This is a genomic window from Desulfovibrio sp. (genome assembly GCF_009712225.1).
Taxonomy (GTDB): Bacteria; Desulfobacterota; Desulfovibrionia; order Desulfovibrionales; family Desulfovibrionaceae; genus Desulfovibrio.
This window is the reverse complement of record NZ_WASP01000003.1, coordinates 170,215-187,278: the sequence shown is the minus strand read 5'-3', so window position 1 is coordinate 187,278 and position 17,064 is coordinate 170,215. Positions and strand designations below refer to the sequence as shown.

Annotated in this window: 13 protein-coding genes; 3 read left to right on the top strand and 10 right to left on the bottom strand. The window is 55.7% G+C overall.

Annotation, left to right across the window (positions count from 1 at the left end; genetic code table 11):
• Positions 1 to 40: 40 nt before the first annotated feature.
• Both F8N36_RS01870 and F8N36_RS01865 read right to left on the bottom strand, forming a co-directional pair.
• Positions 41 to 1,171 carry a branched-chain amino acid ABC transporter substrate-binding protein gene (locus F8N36_RS01870; protein WP_291331051.1) on the bottom strand — a complete coding sequence of 377 codons (1,131 nt, stop codon included), beginning with the start codon at positions 1,169 to 1,171 and terminating at the stop codon, positions 41 to 43.
• 224 nt (positions 1,172 to 1,395) lie between these two features.
• Positions 1,396 to 2,817, bottom strand: a complete 1,422-nt coding sequence (locus tag F8N36_RS01865) for a PLP-dependent aminotransferase family protein (protein ID WP_291331050.1) — start codon at positions 2,815 to 2,817, stop codon at positions 1,396 to 1,398.
• 142 nt (positions 2,818 to 2,959) lie between these two features.
• Here F8N36_RS01865 and F8N36_RS01860 point away from each other — a divergent pair, with 142 nt between their 5' ends.
• Positions 2,960 to 4,051 (top strand): DMT family transporter, encoded by a 1,092-nt coding sequence (locus F8N36_RS01860; protein ID WP_291331049.1) that lies wholly within the window; start codon positions 2,960 to 2,962, stop codon positions 4,049 to 4,051.
• Positions 4,052 to 4,192: 141 nt separating this feature from the next.
• On the opposite strand, the gene F8N36_RS01855 is transcribed toward F8N36_RS01860, so the two are convergent.
• From F8N36_RS01855 to F8N36_RS01845, 3 genes are all read right to left on the bottom strand, one after another.
• The gene (locus F8N36_RS01855; protein ID WP_291331048.1) at positions 4,193 to 5,788 is read right to left on the bottom strand and encodes a (Fe-S)-binding protein; all 1,596 of its coding nucleotides are present in this window, start codon (positions 5,786 to 5,788) and stop codon (positions 4,193 to 4,195) included.
• Positions 5,789 to 5,799: 11 nt separating this feature from the next.
• Positions 5,800 to 6,738: a respiratory nitrate reductase subunit gamma gene (locus tag F8N36_RS01850; protein ID WP_291331047.1), complete on the bottom strand. Its 939-nt coding sequence runs from the start codon at positions 6,736 to 6,738 to the stop codon at positions 5,800 to 5,802.
• Positions 6,739 to 7,231: 493 nt separating this feature from the next.
• On the bottom strand, positions 7,232 to 7,681 hold the full coding sequence (locus F8N36_RS01845) for an Rrf2 family transcriptional regulator (RefSeq protein WP_291331046.1): 450 nt from the start codon (positions 7,679 to 7,681) through the stop codon (positions 7,232 to 7,234).
• A 290-nt stretch (positions 7,682 to 7,971) separates the two neighbouring features.
• Between F8N36_RS01845 and F8N36_RS01840 the strand changes: the two genes are divergently transcribed.
• Together F8N36_RS01840 and F8N36_RS01835 are read left to right on the top strand one after the other, a co-directional pair.
• A complete protein-coding gene (locus F8N36_RS01840) occupies positions 7,972 to 8,526 on the top strand; it encodes an Rrf2 family transcriptional regulator (protein ID WP_366247023.1) in 555 nt (184 codons plus the stop codon).
• Positions 8,450 to 8,803 carry a response regulator gene (locus F8N36_RS01835; protein WP_291331044.1) on the top strand — a complete coding sequence of 118 codons (354 nt, stop codon included), beginning with the start codon at positions 8,450 to 8,452 and terminating at the stop codon, positions 8,801 to 8,803. The genes F8N36_RS01840 and F8N36_RS01835 overlap by 77 nt, the downstream gene beginning before the upstream one ends.
• Before the next feature lie 182 nt (positions 8,804 to 8,985).
• On the opposite strand, the gene hmcF is transcribed toward F8N36_RS01835, so the two are convergent.
• From hmcF to rpoC, 5 genes are all read right to left on the bottom strand, one after another.
• The gene (gene hmcF, locus F8N36_RS01830; RefSeq protein ID WP_291331043.1) at positions 8,986 to 10,371 is read right to left on the bottom strand and encodes a sulfate respiration complex iron-sulfur protein HmcF; all 1,386 of its coding nucleotides are present in this window, start codon (positions 10,369 to 10,371) and stop codon (positions 8,986 to 8,988) included.
• Between the two features lie 42 nt (positions 10,372 to 10,413).
• Positions 10,414 to 11,094 carry a sulfate respiration complex protein HmcE gene (gene hmcE, locus F8N36_RS01825; RefSeq protein WP_291331042.1) on the bottom strand — a complete coding sequence of 227 codons (681 nt, stop codon included), beginning with the start codon at positions 11,092 to 11,094 and terminating at the stop codon, positions 10,414 to 10,416.
• 48 nt (positions 11,095 to 11,142) lie between these two features.
• Positions 11,143 to 11,478, bottom strand: a complete 336-nt coding sequence (locus F8N36_RS01820; RefSeq protein WP_291331041.1) for a cytochrome c3 family protein — start codon at positions 11,476 to 11,478, stop codon at positions 11,143 to 11,145.
• 187 nt (positions 11,479 to 11,665) lie between these two features.
• Positions 11,666 to 11,950, bottom strand: a complete 285-nt coding sequence (locus F8N36_RS01815; RefSeq protein WP_291331040.1) for a hypothetical protein — start codon at positions 11,948 to 11,950, stop codon at positions 11,666 to 11,668.
• Between the two features lie 834 nt (positions 11,951 to 12,784).
• Positions 12,785 to 16,954, bottom strand: coding sequence for a DNA-directed RNA polymerase subunit beta' (gene rpoC, locus F8N36_RS01810; RefSeq protein WP_291331039.1), 4,170 nt, complete (start codon positions 16,952 to 16,954; stop codon positions 12,785 to 12,787).
• Positions 16,955 to 17,064: the final 110 nt, after the last annotated feature.

The window sequence follows — 17,064 nt, the reverse complement described above, 5'->3', positions numbered from 1 at the left end:
AACCGCGGGGCCCCGCCCCGGCCCCCGCCCCGGTAGACATTTAGTCCAGGGTGATGCTGTGCTTAAGTTCTACGAACTTGCCGTCTTTGATCTGGTAGATCGAGAGGCCCATGCCTGCGGCATCGCCGGTCTTGCTGAAGGTCAGCTTGCCCAGCGGGGTTTCCACAGGGGTGGTGCGCAGGGCTTCCACAACCTTGGCGGCGTCGGTGGAGCCAGCCTTGGCAATGGCGTTTACCAGAGCCTGGGTGGCAGCGTAGCCGTTGTAGTAGAAGGAACCGGGATCGCTGCCGAACATCTTCACATGGCCTTCAAGGGCATGCTTGTAGGCGGGCAGGTTACTGGTGTCCTTGGGGTAAGAGGCGTACACGCCCTCAGCGTCCTTGCCAGCCATCTTGATGAAGGCTTCGTCCTTGAGACCATCGGGGCCGATCATGGCGGTGGTCACGTGGTCGCGGCGCATCTGCTGCAGCAGCTTGGAGGCGGTGGGCTGGTAGCCGCCGAACACGAGGATGTCGGGCTTGGCGCGGCGCAGTTTGCGCACAACAGCCGAGAAGTCCACGGCGTCGGGCGTAACGGCTTCGTACAGAACGGTTTCAACGCCGGCCTTTTCAAGCGCTTCGCGGTTGTTGTCCACAAAGCCCTTGCCGTAGTCGCCGTTGTCATGCAGATAGGCAACTTTTTTGGCCTTGATGCCATTGAGGATGAAGTCGCTGGTCAACTTGGCCTGGGCCTTGTCGTTGGCGATGGTGCGGAAGAAATAGGGGTTGGTGCCACTCTCGGTAAGGCTGGGGGTGGTGGCCGAAGGCGACATGGACACGATTTTGGCTTCGGTGTAGAGCGGCAGGGTAGCCTTGGTAGCGCCGGAGCAGATGTGGCCCATGACCACGCTAACCTTTTCGGAAATCAGCTTGGTGGCCGCGTTGGTGGCCAGTTCGGGCTTGCACTGGTCATCCTGGGCAACCAGTTCAATCTGACGTCCAAGCACGCCACCGTTGGCGTTGACTTCGGCGATAACAACCTTGGCGGCGTTCAAGCTGGGAACGCCGTAGGATGCCAGGTCGCCAGAGTGCGCGCCGGCAACGCCGATTTTAATGGGATCCGCAGCCATTGCGGGCGCGGCCATCGCCACGCAAAATGCCATTGCAGCAAGCCATGTCATACCTTTTTTCATCTCCGCCCTCCGCGAGAAAAGATGTGCGCACAAATCATGCGCCGCTTGTGGATGAAGGCTTTTCTATTGCCTCATTGCGGGCATCCTGTCAATGCGCACATGCCGCTGGAATGGAAAGTATGCACACCTGCAAGCCGCCGAATGCACAGAAAAAACTGGTATTCGCCCTGCTGCTGTACGCGTGCGTGGGGGAGAGAGAAGTCTTGCCCTCGACCAAGTTATTTTCATGAACGCAAAGCTGCATGCAGAGCGTCAACGCCCCTCTCCATGGCCTGCTCCGAAAGGTGGGCATAGCCAAGAATCAGCTGATGTGCGTGTGTTCCGTCACGGCACAGCGAGTGGTGTTCTACCGGTACAGCACGTACACCATGGGCGCGCATGCTTGCCAGCATTGCTTCAGTAAACTTTATTTCTGGAAATTCCGCAACCATATGCAGTCCTGCGGCCTGCCCACTGGCAGAAAAGCATCCGCCAAACCGTTCACGCAGACATTGCAGCAAGTACTGCCTCTTGCGCTTGTAGAGCTTGCACATTTTCCAGATATGCCGTTCGAGTGTACCACTGGAGATAAAGCTGGCAAGCGCACGCTGTGTAAGAGCATCAGTGTGCACGTCGGTGAACTGTTTTTCTTCTATCCAGCGGGGAATCAGGGCCGCAGGCACCACGGCAAAACCGATGCGCAGGGCCGGGGCCAGGATTTTGCTGAAAGATCCTATGTAGATGACCTTCTCGGGCGCCAGCTCGCGCATGGCGCTGACGGGGGTGCCCTCAAAACGAAATTCCCCGTCGTAGTCGTCCTCCACCAGCATGCAGCCCCGCGCATGGGCAAAATTCACAAGGGTCTGCCGCCGTGGTGCGGAAAGAATACCCCCTGTGGGATACTGGTGCGATGGCGTTACATATATAAAGGCGCAGCGGGAGGCGCAGTCTTCCGAAAGGTTGTGCAGCTGGTCAGCGTCCATACCCTGCGCGTCGGCGGCGATGCCTTTAACCTCGTAGCCCGCCCGGGCGATAACCTCCACCAGCCCCCGGTGCACGGGGTCTTCTACCAGCGCCAGCGCCTTGGGGCGGTTGAGCAGCCTGGCCACCAGCCTGAGCCCTTGCGTTGCGCCAGTTGTGATCATAATCTGGCCGGGGTCTGCCCGCAGGCCCCGCATGCGCAACAGCCAGCCAGAGATTGCCTCGCGCAGCTCGTCCACACCGGCGGGGCTGCAGTAGCGCAGGGCAGAGGCGGGCAGACTTTCGCAGCACTGGCGGTACAGCTTGCCCCATTCCCCGGCGGGAAACTGCTCCAGCGCGGGAATACCCGACTGGAAGTTAACCAGCTCCGGAGGATCACAGCCTTCTATCAGGGGGGCCATGGGGAGCATGGCAGCAGAACCGCCCGTCAGTCGCGGCTGGGGACGGATGCCTTGCGCCACTCTGGTTCCCGAGCCGCTGCGCGATTCCAGATACCCCTCGGCCAGCAGCTGGTCGTAGGCTTCCAGCACTGTGCTGCGCGCCACATCAAGCTCTTTGCCGAGCTGACGCGTGGAGGGCAACAGATGGCCCGCTGGCAGGTCGCCACGCAAAATAAACGTCCTGATCTGGCTGCTTATCTGCCGGTTGAGCGACAGTGGGCTCTGCTTATCGAGTGTCAGCCACATGGTGTATCCGTATTGGTATGGTTATTTTTGTAGAAAATTGGATCTTATCCAGACCACTTCATCCACGCTACCTTCTCCTCTGCCAGATGGCAATGCGCGCCATGCGTTGCGGTCAATAAGCCTGTTATTGAGGAGACGGATAATGGAAAGTTGCGAAAATCGTGCATTTGGAACGGTTGTTGACACCCACTGCCTGAAGACAACCGCTGAAGCACGGGATGTGGATAGCGAGCGATCAGCGCAAAAGGCAGGAACAGGCGGCACAGACGCCACGCATGATGCAAGCCGCAGCAAACAGGGGCTGGCGTGGGTATGCCTGACCCTTGCCATGAGCATTGCGGGCAGCGCTGTGGTGGCTGGCAAACTGCTGGTGGGCAGCCTGCCAGTTTGTCTTGCGGCAGAGCTGGGTTTGGGAGCGGGGCTGGTGATAATGCTGCCCATGTTGTGGCTGCGGGGAGAAAGGGGGGCACTTGACCGGCGTACTCACGCCACATTAGCTCTGCAGGCCCTGTTCGGTATCGCCCTCTATCGCGTATTTACCTTTGAGGGGCTGCGTTTTACCAGTGCTGCGTCTGCCGGGCTTATGAGCAGCGCGGCCCCGGCAGTTATCGGGCTGCTTGCCTGGGTAATGCTGCAAGAGCGCCCGCCCTTGCGCCGTATCTGCGGTATTGCCTGCGTGAGCCTGGGGCTGGTGGCGATCAATGTTTCACCCTTTCTGGCAGAGCATGGCGCAGCGGGGCAGACAGCCGGGCTACCCGCAGGTCTGGCGCAAGACCATCTGTGGCGCAGTTTGCTGGGCAACGGCCTTGTACTTGCGGCCGTGCTGGGAGAGGCTGCGTTTTCTGTGCTCAGCAAGGCGCATTGCTGCGCCATGTCACCCCTGCGGCGAACGACTGCTGTTTCCCTGTACGCCTTTATCATGCTGCTGCCTGTGGCGCTGTTTGACTCCTGGCACTATGACTTTGCAGGGATTACGGGCATGGCACTGGGCTGCATCGTCTATTATGGGGCGGCTGTTTCGTACCTTTCGTATGTGCTCTGGTTCAAGGGGATTGCCCTTGTTCCGGCCAGCGCGGCGGCTGCCTTTACCGGTCTTGTGCCTCTGAGCGGGGTGGCCTTGTCGTGGCTGGTACTGGGCGAACATCTCTTGTGGACGCATCTGGCTGGGTTGGCCTGCGTGATGGCGGGAATCTGGCTTTCGTGCGGCGCCAGGGTGGTGCCTGCAAGAAAGTGAACGAGTGGGTGTTTGGGAGTGCGCGGCGGGGCGGTCAATCCGCGGTCTGCTTCTGGTTTCTGTTCACGCTGCCGTTGGCAACGCTCATAAATACAAAAAGGGGCTTGCGCCCCTTTTTGTATTTATCCCACGGTCAGGAAACTATTCTTCTTCGCCTTCAAACTTGATGAACCCGGGGTTCACGTTGACCATGGCGTTGACGATCAGTTCCACCAGGCCGCCGTATGCGAAGTTATTCTTGGTGTACAGATCGTTGTGTTCCAGAACTTCGCGGATCTGGCCCTTGCAGTTGGAGCAGGGAGCGCAGATGTACTTGCGGGTTTCCGGTCCAAGGCAATCCTTGAAGGCTTCGCTGATCTGCCACATCTTTTTACGGCCAGAGATGTTGCCGCGCCATTGTTCGATGTTGTTACGGGTCATAATGGCGAAGCCGGAGCCGCCGCCGCAGCAGTAGTTGTCCACGCCGTGGCAGGGCATTTCGCGGAACAGGGGCGCAATCTTGCGCACGATTTCGCGCTGGGGTTCAACAATACCCATGAGGCGCACGATGTTGCAGGGGTCGTGCAGGGTCACGGGGAAGTTGTTGCGCGAAGGATCAAGCTTGAGGCGGCCCGACATGACGATGTCGTGCAGGGTCACGTAGCAGCTTTCGCGCGGTACCTGATACTCAAAGGGAATAACGCGGTCGGCGATAACGGTCAGGGCCTTGTGGGCGTGGCCGCATTCACCGATGACGATCTTCTTAACGCCAAGTTCTTTGGCGGCCATCATGTGCTGCAGGGCGATACGGGCGGTCTGGGCGTCGTCGTAGAACACGCCGTAGTTAACGCCGTCGTACGCAAGGGCCTTGCTCGAGAGGGTCCAGGAAAGACCAGCTTCCTGGAAGATCAGCGAGAAGGCGGCGATGTTTTCAGGCCAGGCCATGACTTCGCCAGCGTTGTGCAGCAGCATGATATCCGCACCCTGCACGTCGAAGGGGGTGTGGATGCCGATGCCGGTGATTTCGGTGTAGTCCTCGTCGATGAACTCAACGTTTTCTTTCACCACTTCGGGGGTCATACCGGTCGAAGAACCGCACTTCATCTGGTTGATGGTGCCCTTTTCGTGCAGCTCGCGGGGGTAGATGCCCAGTTCCTGGCTGAAAAGCTTGCGGATTTCGCGGGCCAGCAAGGCGTTGTCCACGCCGATGGGGCAGGTCTGCGCGCAGCGACGGCAAAGGTTGCAGCGGTATGCCAGTTCGCCAAGGCGAGCCACGGTCTTCCAGTTCAGGCCGATGTCGCCGTAGCGCCACTTGGCCAAGGGTTCCTTTTTCACATACTGCTTGTAAATGCGGCGGAAGATTTCAGACCGGAAGTTGGGCCGGTACATTTCGTTTCTGCCAGACATTTCATACAGATGGCAGGCTTCAGAGCAGGAATTGCACTGGGCGCAGTAGTCCATGCTGGTTTCAAGCATGGGCAGGAAGGTCCAGTTGTTTTCCTTGGTGAACAGCTTGCGCATACCGTTGAGGAACTTGTTGACCAGTTCCTCTTCTTCTTCCTTGTTCTTGGGCATGGGAATGTTCAGCACGCACACGTCGTCAAGGATACAGGCAGTGTTCTGCTTCTGTTCGTCGGTAAAGGGCTTCCAGGGCATGGTGTGCATGTCCACGGGAAGTTCAGGAATATCCTTGAGGTCAATGCTGACCATCTGCCCTTCGGCAGTGGAAACATCTTTCAATTGCAGATTATCTTTCATGTCGGAACTCCCTAGTCTTCCTTCTTGGGGGCTGCGGGATTGGTGGTGGCCACGTCCACCCAGGTCTTGGGCTGGCCGTCGCCCGCGATGTGCTCGGCAGACCACGTAACGTTGAACTTCAGGGCGTCCATGATCTTCTGCTGGTTCTTGGTGCTGTAGTTGGTGGGCTCGTCGCCCCAGCGGATGTCATGGTAGGTGAAGTACTTCATGAAAACGTGGCCCATATGGGTCATGGGGATCCAGATCAGCAGGAAAAAGCCCACCAGCAGGTGCATGGCAAACAGCACGTTGGTCTGGGGAGCAAAGTTGAACGTGATCAGGTTATACATGAAGGTGCGGGCCAGCTCGAAATAGGAAGGGGCGGAAGCCCAGGCAACCAGACCCAGCACGCCGAAGAGCACGAAGATAAGCAGGTTGAAGTAGTGTTCGGGGGTGCTGTAGCGGCGCAGGCCTTCATCGGCGCGGCGGCGCATAACCAGGCTGATGCCGCCCACGATGATGCACAGCGTGCCAGCGAGCACACAGGCGCTGATAATATTACCCACAAAAATCATCAGGCCGCCCTGGGGGTTCATGCCCAGAATCTGCGCAATGGCAGAGAACAGCACAACAATGGTGCCGCCCATGAGCATGTACATACCCACATGGAAGGGGTAGGTGCGCACCCAGAGCTTGAGGTTGTGCTCAAAGGTGGCGTGCAGGAAAAGCACTTCGGTCAACAGAGCCTTCACATCGCCCATGTGTTCGATGTGGCGGGGCTTGGTCCACCAGTCCTTTTCTTCCATGAAACTGCCGCCGTACACCGTCTTTGAGCCTTCATGAGGCACGGGGTACAGTTCCCACCGAACATGCAGCGGGCTGGATGCAAGGTAAGATTTGATTTTGAGGTAGGCCATGCAGAAAAAGCCGGCTACCGCCAAATAGCCAAGAATGTAAAAAAGTGTGCTCATGCGTTTACTCCGTGGGGTCAAGATGCCGCTAGTTCGTGGGTTAGTTGCGGCCGGCACAGCCGACACGCGTTCAAGCCCGGCATGCGTCTGCCTGCCTGCAACCTCTCCTTTGATTGGGCCGACGCCTGATTAAATCTTACCTGTGTAATCAGGAATTGATCACACTAAGCGACTTAGTCAAGGTGTACGGTGACCCCCCTGATACTCAAAATTAAGAAAAATGCAAAGATGTCAGGCGGAAACAATACAGTTAAGTTAATCATGACTACCCTAATTTTATTTAAATAAATCAACTATTTTACTCCGTTTTAAATTTTTTTTCAAGGCAAACAAAAAATTTTTTTAACAAGCTTGAAAATATTTTTTTCTACTAAATTAGTATGATAAAAATTGCCTGATATGCTAATAATATAAAAAAAGGCCGGCATTTGCCGACCTTTTTTTGACGTTATAAATGTTAAAAGTAATTTTATTATAAAATAAGTTTCATTGATTACATAAGAATACGATGGTCATGCATAAGATCACGCAAAGTAATCGAGTCAAAAACGCCATCCAGTGTGGATTGCAGGTTTTGCCAGGCCTTCCTTACATCGCATTCATCAAAGCGAGAGCATTCTCCCGGTTTTTCCATGCAGTTTGTAAGCTCAATTCCGCCTTCCATGAGTTTGACTATACATCCAAAGGTCAATTCTTCAGGTTTGCGCAAGAGTACATGCCCACCCTTGGCTCCACGTATGCTGCCCGTTATACCTGCCAGGCGCAGCTGGCGTAATATCTGTTCGCTGAATTGTGAGCTGATGCCTGTCTGAGCTGCCAGCTGGCTGGACGAAACCGGTTTTTCAATACCGTTCTGTGCCAGAAAGAGAAGTATTCTGGCTGCATAGCGTGTTTTTGCCGAGAGCTTCATTGGTAATCCCTCTTGAGCAGAATGATTTTCCATCTGCCAATCCTGCCGGCGGTTCAGCGCCGTTGATGCGGCTATTCACTTTTATTTGACGCACAACCGTAGCACATAAAATTGGGCATGGGCAGTATTTTTTTTTTGCCGCGCATAGGTTGCGAAACTATTCACATCCTTGAAAAGTTGAGTTATTCGGCTTTTCGAAGCGGGTTTGTGGCTCCACGCACCCGCTTGACGGCATGGATTTGGTGCGCTAAAAACATGAGCAGAACAGTCTAAATTAGATAGATATGGTTTCGAGCCAATTATTGTCTCCTGCAAAATAAGGAATGAATATGCGTATTTCGACAATGGCTTGCCATGCTTTGCACCTGTTATTGTGCCTTTCTGAACAAGATGACGATATTCCCGCCTCTGCGTCCGAACTTTCGGTCAGCACGGGGATATCTGAAAAATTTGTTCAAAAAATTATGCGCCTGCTTCAGGCCGAAGGCATTGTCAAAAGCGTACGCGGCATTGCCGGTGGCCATATGCTGGCCCGCACCCCGGACGACATAACCCTGGCAGATATAATTTTTGCAGTTGAGGGCGGTATTTCGTTGCCTGGGGTGAGCCAGGCCGCTCCTGTGGGCAAAACAGCCTTTGATGCCTGGGATAAGGTTGCCCGCTCCATGCACAATTCGCTTGAGGCCGTGACCCTTGGTTCTGTTCGTCAAAGCAGCGCTTCGGCGCCGCGCCATGCCACTCGCCGCAGGGTGGCGCAACCTTCTTCCCCTCTCTTGCCGGAGACCGACTTCGGAGGCACCAATGCAAAAGCATATTCTCTTGGTAGACAGCGATGCCGAAAGCCAAAGCAGACTGTCCCAAACTCTTCAGCAGTGTAATTACCGGGTAAGCACGGCCAGCACATGCGCTGAAAGCCTGGCCAAGGTGGAGAGCGACAGGCCCGACTGCATCGTGTTTGATGTGGAACTGGAGGGAACCTCTGGAACCATCATGTACAGTCGCCTGCGCCGCAATGCTGCCACCAGATCACTGCCTGCCGTGGTGTGCACCGCTGTTGGACCCCGCCCGGTAAGCTTTGGTACGGGCATTCCCGTGCTTTCAAAAAACTGCTCAAGCGAAGCGCTGCTCTCTACTGTCAGCGCTGCCATGGCCTAGATTCTGATCTGTTACCCGCCTGACGGTCGGACATGGGATTGTGCCCGACCGTCAGGGCTGCGGTTTGCTCCGTTTACGTGCCAGGCAAAAGGACAAATGCTGGTGCGGTAAACGGGGAGTTTTTCAATTCCGGTGGTGAACCGTGCTGTTCTTTTGGTCGCCTGCTTTGCAGGCGGCCTTTTTTATACTTCGTTGTGGCGGATGTGATCAGGGATAATCATCATATCCACCAGCAGCGGTTTGAGGAACGACCACTTGATGTTGTGTTCCTCGTATACTTCCATCATGTCGCGGATGGCGTCCCAGCAGTTGTGGCAGGGGCTTATGACCAGTTCCGCGCCAGTTGCCTTTATCTGGTCCAGCTTGTTTTTGAGCCCCACGTTGCGTTCCTTGCGGTACAGGCCGATGCCGTTGAGGCCACCGCCGCCACCGCAGCAGAAGTTGTGGTCGCCCTTGGGGTCCATTTCGCGAAAATCTTCGGCGATATAGCTCATGATTTCGCGTGTGGCCTTGCCAAGCCCGTGGCTGCGCACATAGTTGCATGAATCCTGGAGGGTGCAGGGCATCTTGAGCTTTTTGGCAGGATCAATCTTGATCTTGCCTGTGCGCAGCATTTCTGCAACCCATTCCACATAATGCATGAACCGCACTGGCGGATCGCCGCTTTCGCGTCCGGCCCAGTAGGGGCCTTCGACCACGGTTGCGCGGTGGGCGTGGCCGCATTCCGTGCCCACAACCACCTTGGGCTTGATGCGGTCAATGGCGGCATAGATGCGCTTTACGTTCTGTGCGCAGCCTTCCCAGTCGCCCGCAAACATGGTGAGCGAGGTGTTTTCCCAACCTTCACGGGGTACGGTCCAGTTGGTGTCTGTAGCGTGGAAAAGAATGGCCGCCTGCGCGATGTCTTCGGGGTAGTGCTTCACTTCGCGGGCGTTAAGAATGTACATGACGTCCGCGTGTTCTTTTTCAACAGGTATTTCCAGGTCGGGCCATTCGTCCTGCTGCTCTTCGACCATCCATTCGCAGGTTTCCACCCAGTCTTCTTCGCTCACGTCCATCTGCGCCCCGTACACGCGGTGCATGCCAGAGCCGATTTTCATTTCCCACGGGATAAAGCCGTGCTTGAAGAGAATGCCGCGCAGATAGCTGAACATGACGCCCGTATCGATGCCGTGCGGGCAGTATACCGAGCAGCGGTTGCAGCAGGTGCACTTGCCCCAGGCTGCGTCCATGCACTTGATCATGAACTCGGCGTCAACCTTGCCCTTGCGGCGCAGCATTTCGCCCAGCGTCGACTGGATCTTGTACGAAGGAATCTGCGTGGGATCGTTGTTGTTGGTGCGATAAAAAAAACAGCTGTCTGCGCACATGGCACAGTGCGCACACACGCTGAGCCATGTGCGTGTGCGCGATTTGCAGGTTTGTTCAAGGTCGCGCGCCAGGGCTTTCTGGTCGACCTTCATTTCCTTCATCTGGCTGTAATATTGCGCCCCGCCCTTGTCCTTGAGCAGTTCAAGGATGCCTTCTTTGGTGGTTACAGGGGTTGGGGTGCACAACAATTCGGACATGGTTCGCTCCTTTCAGGCGAAAAGATAATTCGTTTGCCCCTCTTACCAGGGAAAGGCTCCACCGCGCGTCGCGCCGCCCCTTTTGATGGCATAGTCCATACCGATCTGGGCACGTGACATAAAGAAGAGCGCAATGTGCGAAAGCTTGGTGAAGGGGGCCAGAATAAGAAACAGTTCGCCGCTGATCACATGGGCGATCATCCACGTCTGGTAAGCTTCGCCGTCAAAACGTGCCAAAAGGCCCGTGGCAAAAGGCAGAAAGGTCAAAAGCAGTATGAGCCAGTCCTGGCCGCTGTTGAGCTGCCTGAGCGCCGGTGAGGTAAGACGCCGCAAAGCAAGCAGAACAAGGCCTGAAAGGGCCATGATGGCAAGCACATCGGCAACGCCGCCGGGCAGAGACGGCAAGCTTATGCCCACATAGGTTTCAAGCAGAACGGTGTGACCAAGAAGGAAGAGCGGTATCAGCACCGCGCCAAAATGCAAAAGAAAGAAAAGAATAGTGGCAACCGGCTGGGCCCGCCAGCCGCTGGTGCCGCCGGGAATAAGCCACTTGAAGATGGATGCGAGCACGCCGGGAATGGAACGCTCGGTATGATAACTGTAGGCAACCCGTTCAAGGCGGGCATCAAGACCGCGCACGTAGATGACCGCACGCGCAAGCAGGCCGACAATAAATACGGCAATGGAAATAATGAACAGTGGTCCGGTAATGAAATCCAGCATCTGATTCTGCCTCCTAGCGTATTCTTCTGTGTTCCGTGAGCCTGCTGGCTATTTCTTTTTGCCGGCAAACTCAGATGCGGTGCGCTCGTTGTGGCAGACCCTGCAGTCCACAAGCCGCGGCCCCTTGCCAGCCTTGACGTGGCATTCGGTACAGGTCGCATGCATGTAGGTGACCTGCTTTTTTGCCGCAACCGAAGTTACGTCCTTGAGGGTTTCAGACATGCCTGCGTCGGTCATGTTGTGGCAGGTGGAGCAATCTCCGTTTTTGGCCTCAACAGCCTCCACATGCTTGTCATGGGGAAAAATGACCTTGGGCATTTCGGGCTTGCTTATTTGCGGCGTGGTAACGGCGACAAGTTCGCCTCCTTGCGCCGCAGCAGGCACGAATGCCAGGCCGCAAAGCAATGGTAACAGGCAAGGGAGAGTTGTGCTGAATCTGATAATTTTTTCCCGCATGATGGATCCTTGCTTCCTGACAAAATCCAGATGGTGTTACCCCGGCCTGGATGAGCCGGGCACAATTGGGGAAATCCCGCGCGCACGCACGGGATTTCCCAATGCATGCATTTGCCTAGACCTGGGGCTGGCTGAGGGCTTCAGCCGCACTGCGCATAAATACGGCGCACTTGTAGGGTTCGCCCTTCATGCAACGCATGGCAAAAGCAGCCGCCATGTACATGAAAAGCCGCGATTCATAGTCGAGCCTGGTGGTGTGCAGCCAGTGATCGTGAGGGTTGCCCCCCTCGGCCAGCTTGCGGGCACGCGCCATATCTTCGGCATACGCATCGCCAGTGAGCTTGGTGAACAGTTCGCAAATTTCTTCGGCCAAATAATCGCGTTCTGACAAAGCTGACATGGTAACCCCCTGCGTCTTCCGCAGTCGCGCCCCAGTTTATATGAGGCGGTTAAAAAGAGCAATTAATTAATAAAAAACTTGATGTAATTAATCCGTACAAAACTATTCTCATATTAAAGATACTGTGTCAACGAGGTATGGATTTTTTTGTGCAAAAAAATGAAAGTTAAGCTCTATGCTTGAAAGGATTAACAATTCAATAAGAATGGGAAATTTTGCACAATCGCCTGCAAAGCTAATGTATTGATATTGCAATAAAGCAGGCTATTGCATAGCAAAACACTTCTATTAATGTTTTAAATTTTTTTTTTATAAAACTTTGCATGGAATCTCTGTTTAAACTTAGTCAAATCATTGCTTATAATTTTTGTAAGTAATCATGTTTGAACGTTCAGGTTGTGCAGAAATGCAGCGTTGAGGCCCAGTTAGCACCGTAGGTTGTTCGTGTGTGCCTCCCGGCTGTGCGCACAAATGGCAAATAAGAGCGCTGTAGTGTGCTGTAGCAGTGTTTTTGCGTAAAAAACGTAGTTGAAGGCTCGGATTCAATTTCAGAGGCTCAGAAGTCGTTTCAGGGCGATTTTACTTTTGGGGTAGGGGGGCTTGCTTAAGGGGTGGGGGAGGCAGCGTGTTTGCTGTGTATATCTACAGATAGTTAGAGGCGGCAGAGGGTTTGGCGGTGGCAAGGTCAATGGGCGCGTGGTGGCATTGGCCTTGCTCTAGCAATATTGACGGGTAGGGGCGCTGGTTATTTGTGTATGCCAAAAAGCAAAGCCCCCTCGGAACGTTCATTCCGAGGGGGCTTTTTGTATCTCTCTCAGCCCATGGGCTGCTGTGCTAGCTGTTCAGATCAACAAGAACCGGATTTTCTTCCAGATCTTCAAGGAACTTGTCGGGACGTTCCTTCTGGTCGGGAACCACGATGTCGCCATTGACGTATTCGCGGTAGCCGGTACCGGCAGGAATCAGACGGCCCACAATGACGTTTTCCTTCAGGCCGCGCAGGTAGTCCATCTTGCCCTTGAGCGAAGCCTCGGTGAGCACCTTGGTGGTTTCCTGGAAGGAAGCCGCCGAGATGAACGAAGAGGTCGTCAACGAAGCCTGGGTGATGCCAAGCACCAGCGGTTCAGCAGTGGCGGGAATGCGCCCCTCGGCAATGACCTTCTGGTTTTCAGCCTTGAATTCGGCCTTGTCCACCTGTTCGCCCACAAGGAAGCTGGTACCGCCGCAGTCAAGCACGGTAACCTTCTTGAGCATCTGACGCACGATGACTTCGATGTGCTTGTCATCGATACCCACGCCCTGGAAGCGGTAAACTTCCTGGATTTCGTCCACGAGGTAGCGGGCAAGGAACTTTTCGCCACGGGTGCGCAGAATATCGTGCAGTTCGGGGTAGCCTTCGGTCAGCGGATCGCCCGCTTCCACAAAGTCGCCGTCGGCAGCGGTAATATGCTTGCCCTTGGGTACCAGGTATTCCTTGGCCTCGCCGATTTCAGGCGTAACCACAAGCTTGCGCTTGCCCTTGGATTCGCCAGCGTAGGTCACGGTACCCGCGATTTCAGAAACCACGGCCATGTCCTTGGGCTTGCGCACTTCAAAGAGCTCGGCAACGCGCGGCAAACCACCCACGATGTCCTTGGTCTTTGAAGTTTCGCGGGGCTTACGGGCGATGATGTCACCGGCCTGGATGTCCGCGCCGTCCTTAATCATGATGATGGAGCCGACAGGCAGGGTGTAGACCGCTGCCGTGCCACCGTGGCTGCGCTTTTTGACGCTGCCGTGCTCATCGCAGATGGAGATGGACGGACGGAAGTTGGTGGTGCGGTATTCCATAATGGTCAGTGATGCCTGACGGGTAATATCGTCCACCTTTTCCTGCACGGTCTTGCCATCGATGATGTCCGTGAAACGGATGACGCCTTCTTCTTCGCAGACAAAGGGTTCGTTGAACGGATCCCATTCGGCCAGCACGTAGCCCTTGGTCACTTCCTGACCGTCGTGGACGAGCAGGCGTGCGCCGTTGGGCAGAATGTATTTTTCGCGTTCGCGGCCCTGCGCGTCCACGATGGTGAGCTGGCCGCTCTTGCCGAGCACCAGTTCAACGCCGTCGCGGTTGGTAACTGCACGCACACGGTTAAGGATAACCCGACCCGTGTTCTGGGCTTCAAACTTGTTCTTTTCAATGGTGCTCGAAGCCGTACCACCGATGTGGAAGGTACGCATTGTAAGCTGCGTGCCAGGTTCACCGATGGACTGGGCGGCGATGATACCCACGGTTTCGCCCGTGTTGACCAGGTGGCCGCGTGCAAGGTCACGCCCGTAGCAAAGGGCGCAGATGCCGCGTTCGGCCTGGCAGGTAAGGGGCGAGCGCACGGTGATGGAGGAAATACCCTTGTCGCTGATAAGCTGGGCTTCTTTTTCCTCAATAAGCGTGTTTTCGGGCATGAGCACGGTGTTTGGATCATCGGGATCAAACACAGGGTAGAGCAGCACACGACCAATGACGCGCTCGGCCAGCGGGGTTTTGATATCGCCGCCGTCCTTGAGGTGGGTCAGTTCGATGCCGTCCACAGTGCCGCAGTCATGTTCGCAGACAATAACGTCCTGCACAACGTCGACGAGGCGGCGGGTAAGGTAACCGGAGTTTGCCGTCTTAAGAGCGGTATCGGCCAGACCCTTACGAGCACCGTGGGTGGAGGTGAAGTATTGCAACACCGACAGGCCTTCGCGGAACGAAGACGTAATAGGAGTTTCAATGATTTCACCAGAAGGCTTGGCCATCAGACCGCGCATGCCGGCGAGCTGACGCATCTGGTCCTGGTTACCACGAGCACCCGAGTTGGACATCATGAAGATCGGGTTGAAGCTCTGGTTTTTCTCCTGCTTGCCGGTCTTGGGATCGATAAGCACGTCGTACGATATTTCCTTGATCATCTCGGACGAGACGTCCTGTGTGGCCTTGGTCCACACGTCGACCACCTTGTTGTACTTTTCAGTACGGGTGATGATACCGTCGCGATACTGATGTTCGATGTCGTCAACTTCCGCCTGCGAGGCAGCCAGAATGTGCTTTTTGCTTTCAGGAATGGTGAGGTCTTTCACGCCGATGGTCACGCCCGCACGGGTGGCGAATTCGTAACCCATGTCCTTGAGGCGGTCGCACAGGATGACCGTGGCCTTTATGCCGCAGTGGCGGTAGGCCGCGCCCACCAGTCGGGCAATGTTCTTCTTGGTCAGCACGCAGTTGACCTGATCAAAGCCCAGCTTTTCGGGCAGAATGTCGCTCACCAGCACGCGGCCGGGGGTGGTGTCGTACATCGCGCCGTCGGGCATGCGCACCTTGACGCGAGCGTGCAGGGAGACCTGCCCGGCGTCGTAGGCCGCTTCAACTTCCCACGGGGCGCAGAAGGTCATGCCTTCGCCCTGTTCGAAGCTGCGCTCGGCGGTCATGTAGTACAGACCAAGCACGATATCCTGCGAAGGCACGATGACAGGGCCACCGTTGGCGGGCGAGAGAATGTTGTTGGTGCTCATCATGAGCACGCGGCATTCGATCTGCGCTTCCACCGACAGGGGAATGTGCACGGCCATCTGGTCACCGTCGAAGTCGGCATTGTAGGCCGAGCAGACGAGGGGGTGCAGACGGATGGCCTTGCCTTCTACCAGCAAGGGTTCAAAGGCCTGAATACCAAGACGGTGCAGGGTAGGGGCGCGGTTGAGCAGAATGGGGTACTCGCGCACTACTTCTGACAGAATATCCCACACCACCAGCTCTTCGCGTTCCACCATCTTTTTGGCGCTCTTGATGGTGGAGGCGTGGCCTCTTTTTTCAAGCTCGGCATAGATGAAGGGCTTGAAGAGCTCAAGCGCCATCTTTTTGGGCAAACCGCACTGGTGCAGCTTGAGGTAAGGGCCAACGGTAATAACCGAACGGCCAGAGTAGTCGACGCGCTTACCGAGCAGGTTCTGACGGAAGCGGCCCTGCTTGCCCTTGATCATGTCAGAGAGCGACTTGAGCGGGCGGCCGTTGGTGCCTGCAATGGCGCGACCACGACGACCGTTGTCGAACAGCGCGTCCACAGCTTCCTGCAGCATGCGCTTTTCGTTGCGGATGATGATTTCGGGCGCGCCCAGTTCCATCAGCCGTTTCAGGCGGTTGTTGCGGTTGATGACACGGCGGTACAGGTCGTTGAGGTCAGAGGTGGCAAAACGGCCACCGTCAAGAGGAACCAGAGGACGCAGTTCCGGCGGAATGACAGGAATAACTTCCATGATCATCCATTCGGGCTTGTTGTCCGATTCCAGGAAGGCTTCAACGATCTTGAGGCGCTTGGTGATCTTTTTCTTCTTGGTCTGGCTCTTGGTGGATTCGCCTTCTTCGCGCAGTTCGGCGCGCAGCTTTTCCAGCTCCAGCTCTTCCAGCAGGCTGCGTACGGCTTCGGCGCCCATGCCCACGGTAAGCACATCGTCGGTGCCGTAGTGGTCAAGAATCTGCAGGTACTGGTCTTCAGAGATGACCTGGCGTTTCTGCAGGTTGGTCTGACCGGGGTCAAGCACGATGTACGAGTCGAAATAGAGCACCTTTTCCAGATCGGCCATGGTCATGTCGAGCAGGGTACCGATCTTGGAGGGAAGGGTCTTCAAGAACCAGATGTGGGCAACGGGCGCGGCCAGTTCAATGTGGCCCATGCGCTCGCGGCGCACCTTGGAGGCAATAACTTCAACGCCGCACTTTTCGCAGACGATGCCGCGGTGCTTCATGCGCTTGTATTTGCCGCAGTTGCATTCATAGTCCTTCACAGGGCCGAAGATCTTGGCGCAGAAGAGGCCATCGCGCTCCGGCTTGAAGGTACGATAATTGATGGTTTCCGGCTTTTTCACTTCGCCGTAAGACCATTCACGAATGGCTTCGGGCGATGCGATGGAAATCTGGATGGCTTTCAGGTTGCGGATGTTCGTCACGTTGGTCGACGCGCCGCGTGCGGTGAAAAGATCGTCCAGGCTCATAGTATACCTTGCTTTGTAAAAAGCTCGTTGAAATCGTTAGCCATGCTGTCGTTACCTGCTGCGGTGTTGCCGCAGCAGGTAACGCAACGCGTGTCCTAGTCCGCAGAAAG

Excerpts from the sequence above, each read along its gene's own strand:
- hmcF (WP_291331043.1), bottom strand. The coding sequence starts at position 10,371 with ATGTCCGAATTGTTGTGCACCCCAACCCCTGTAACCACCAAAGAAGGC.
- rpoC (WP_291331039.1), bottom strand. The coding sequence starts at position 16,954 with ATGAGCCTGGACGATCTTTTCACCGCACGCGGCGCGTCGACCAACGTG.
- F8N36_RS01840 (WP_366247023.1), top strand. The coding sequence starts at position 7,972 with ATGAATATGCGTATTTCGACAATGGCTTGCCATGCTTTGCACCTGTTA.
- F8N36_RS01860 (WP_291331049.1), top strand. The coding sequence starts at position 2,960 with ATGGAAAGTTGCGAAAATCGTGCATTTGGAACGGTTGTTGACACCCAC.
- hmcE (WP_291331042.1), bottom strand. The coding sequence starts at position 11,094 with ATGCTGGATTTCATTACCGGACCACTGTTCATTATTTCCATTGCCGTA.
- F8N36_RS01855 (WP_291331048.1), bottom strand. The coding sequence starts at position 5,788 with ATGAAAGATAATCTGCAATTGAAAGATGTTTCCACTGCCGAAGGGCAG.
- F8N36_RS01865 (WP_291331050.1), bottom strand. The coding sequence starts at position 2,817 with ATGTGGCTGACACTCGATAAGCAGAGCCCACTGTCGCTCAACCGGCAG.
- F8N36_RS01835 (WP_291331044.1), top strand. The coding sequence starts at position 8,450 with ATGCAAAAGCATATTCTCTTGGTAGACAGCGATGCCGAAAGCCAAAGC.
- F8N36_RS01850 (WP_291331047.1), bottom strand. The coding sequence starts at position 6,738 with ATGAGCACACTTTTTTACATTCTTGGCTATTTGGCGGTAGCCGGCTTT.
- F8N36_RS01815 (WP_291331040.1), bottom strand. The coding sequence starts at position 11,950 with ATGTCAGCTTTGTCAGAACGCGATTATTTGGCCGAAGAAATTTGCGAA.
- F8N36_RS01870 (WP_291331051.1), bottom strand. The coding sequence starts at position 1,171 with ATGAAAAAAGGTATGACATGGCTTGCTGCAATGGCATTTTGCGTGGCG.
- F8N36_RS01845 (WP_291331046.1), bottom strand. The coding sequence starts at position 7,681 with ATGGAAAATCATTCTGCTCAAGAGGGATTACCAATGAAGCTCTCGGCA.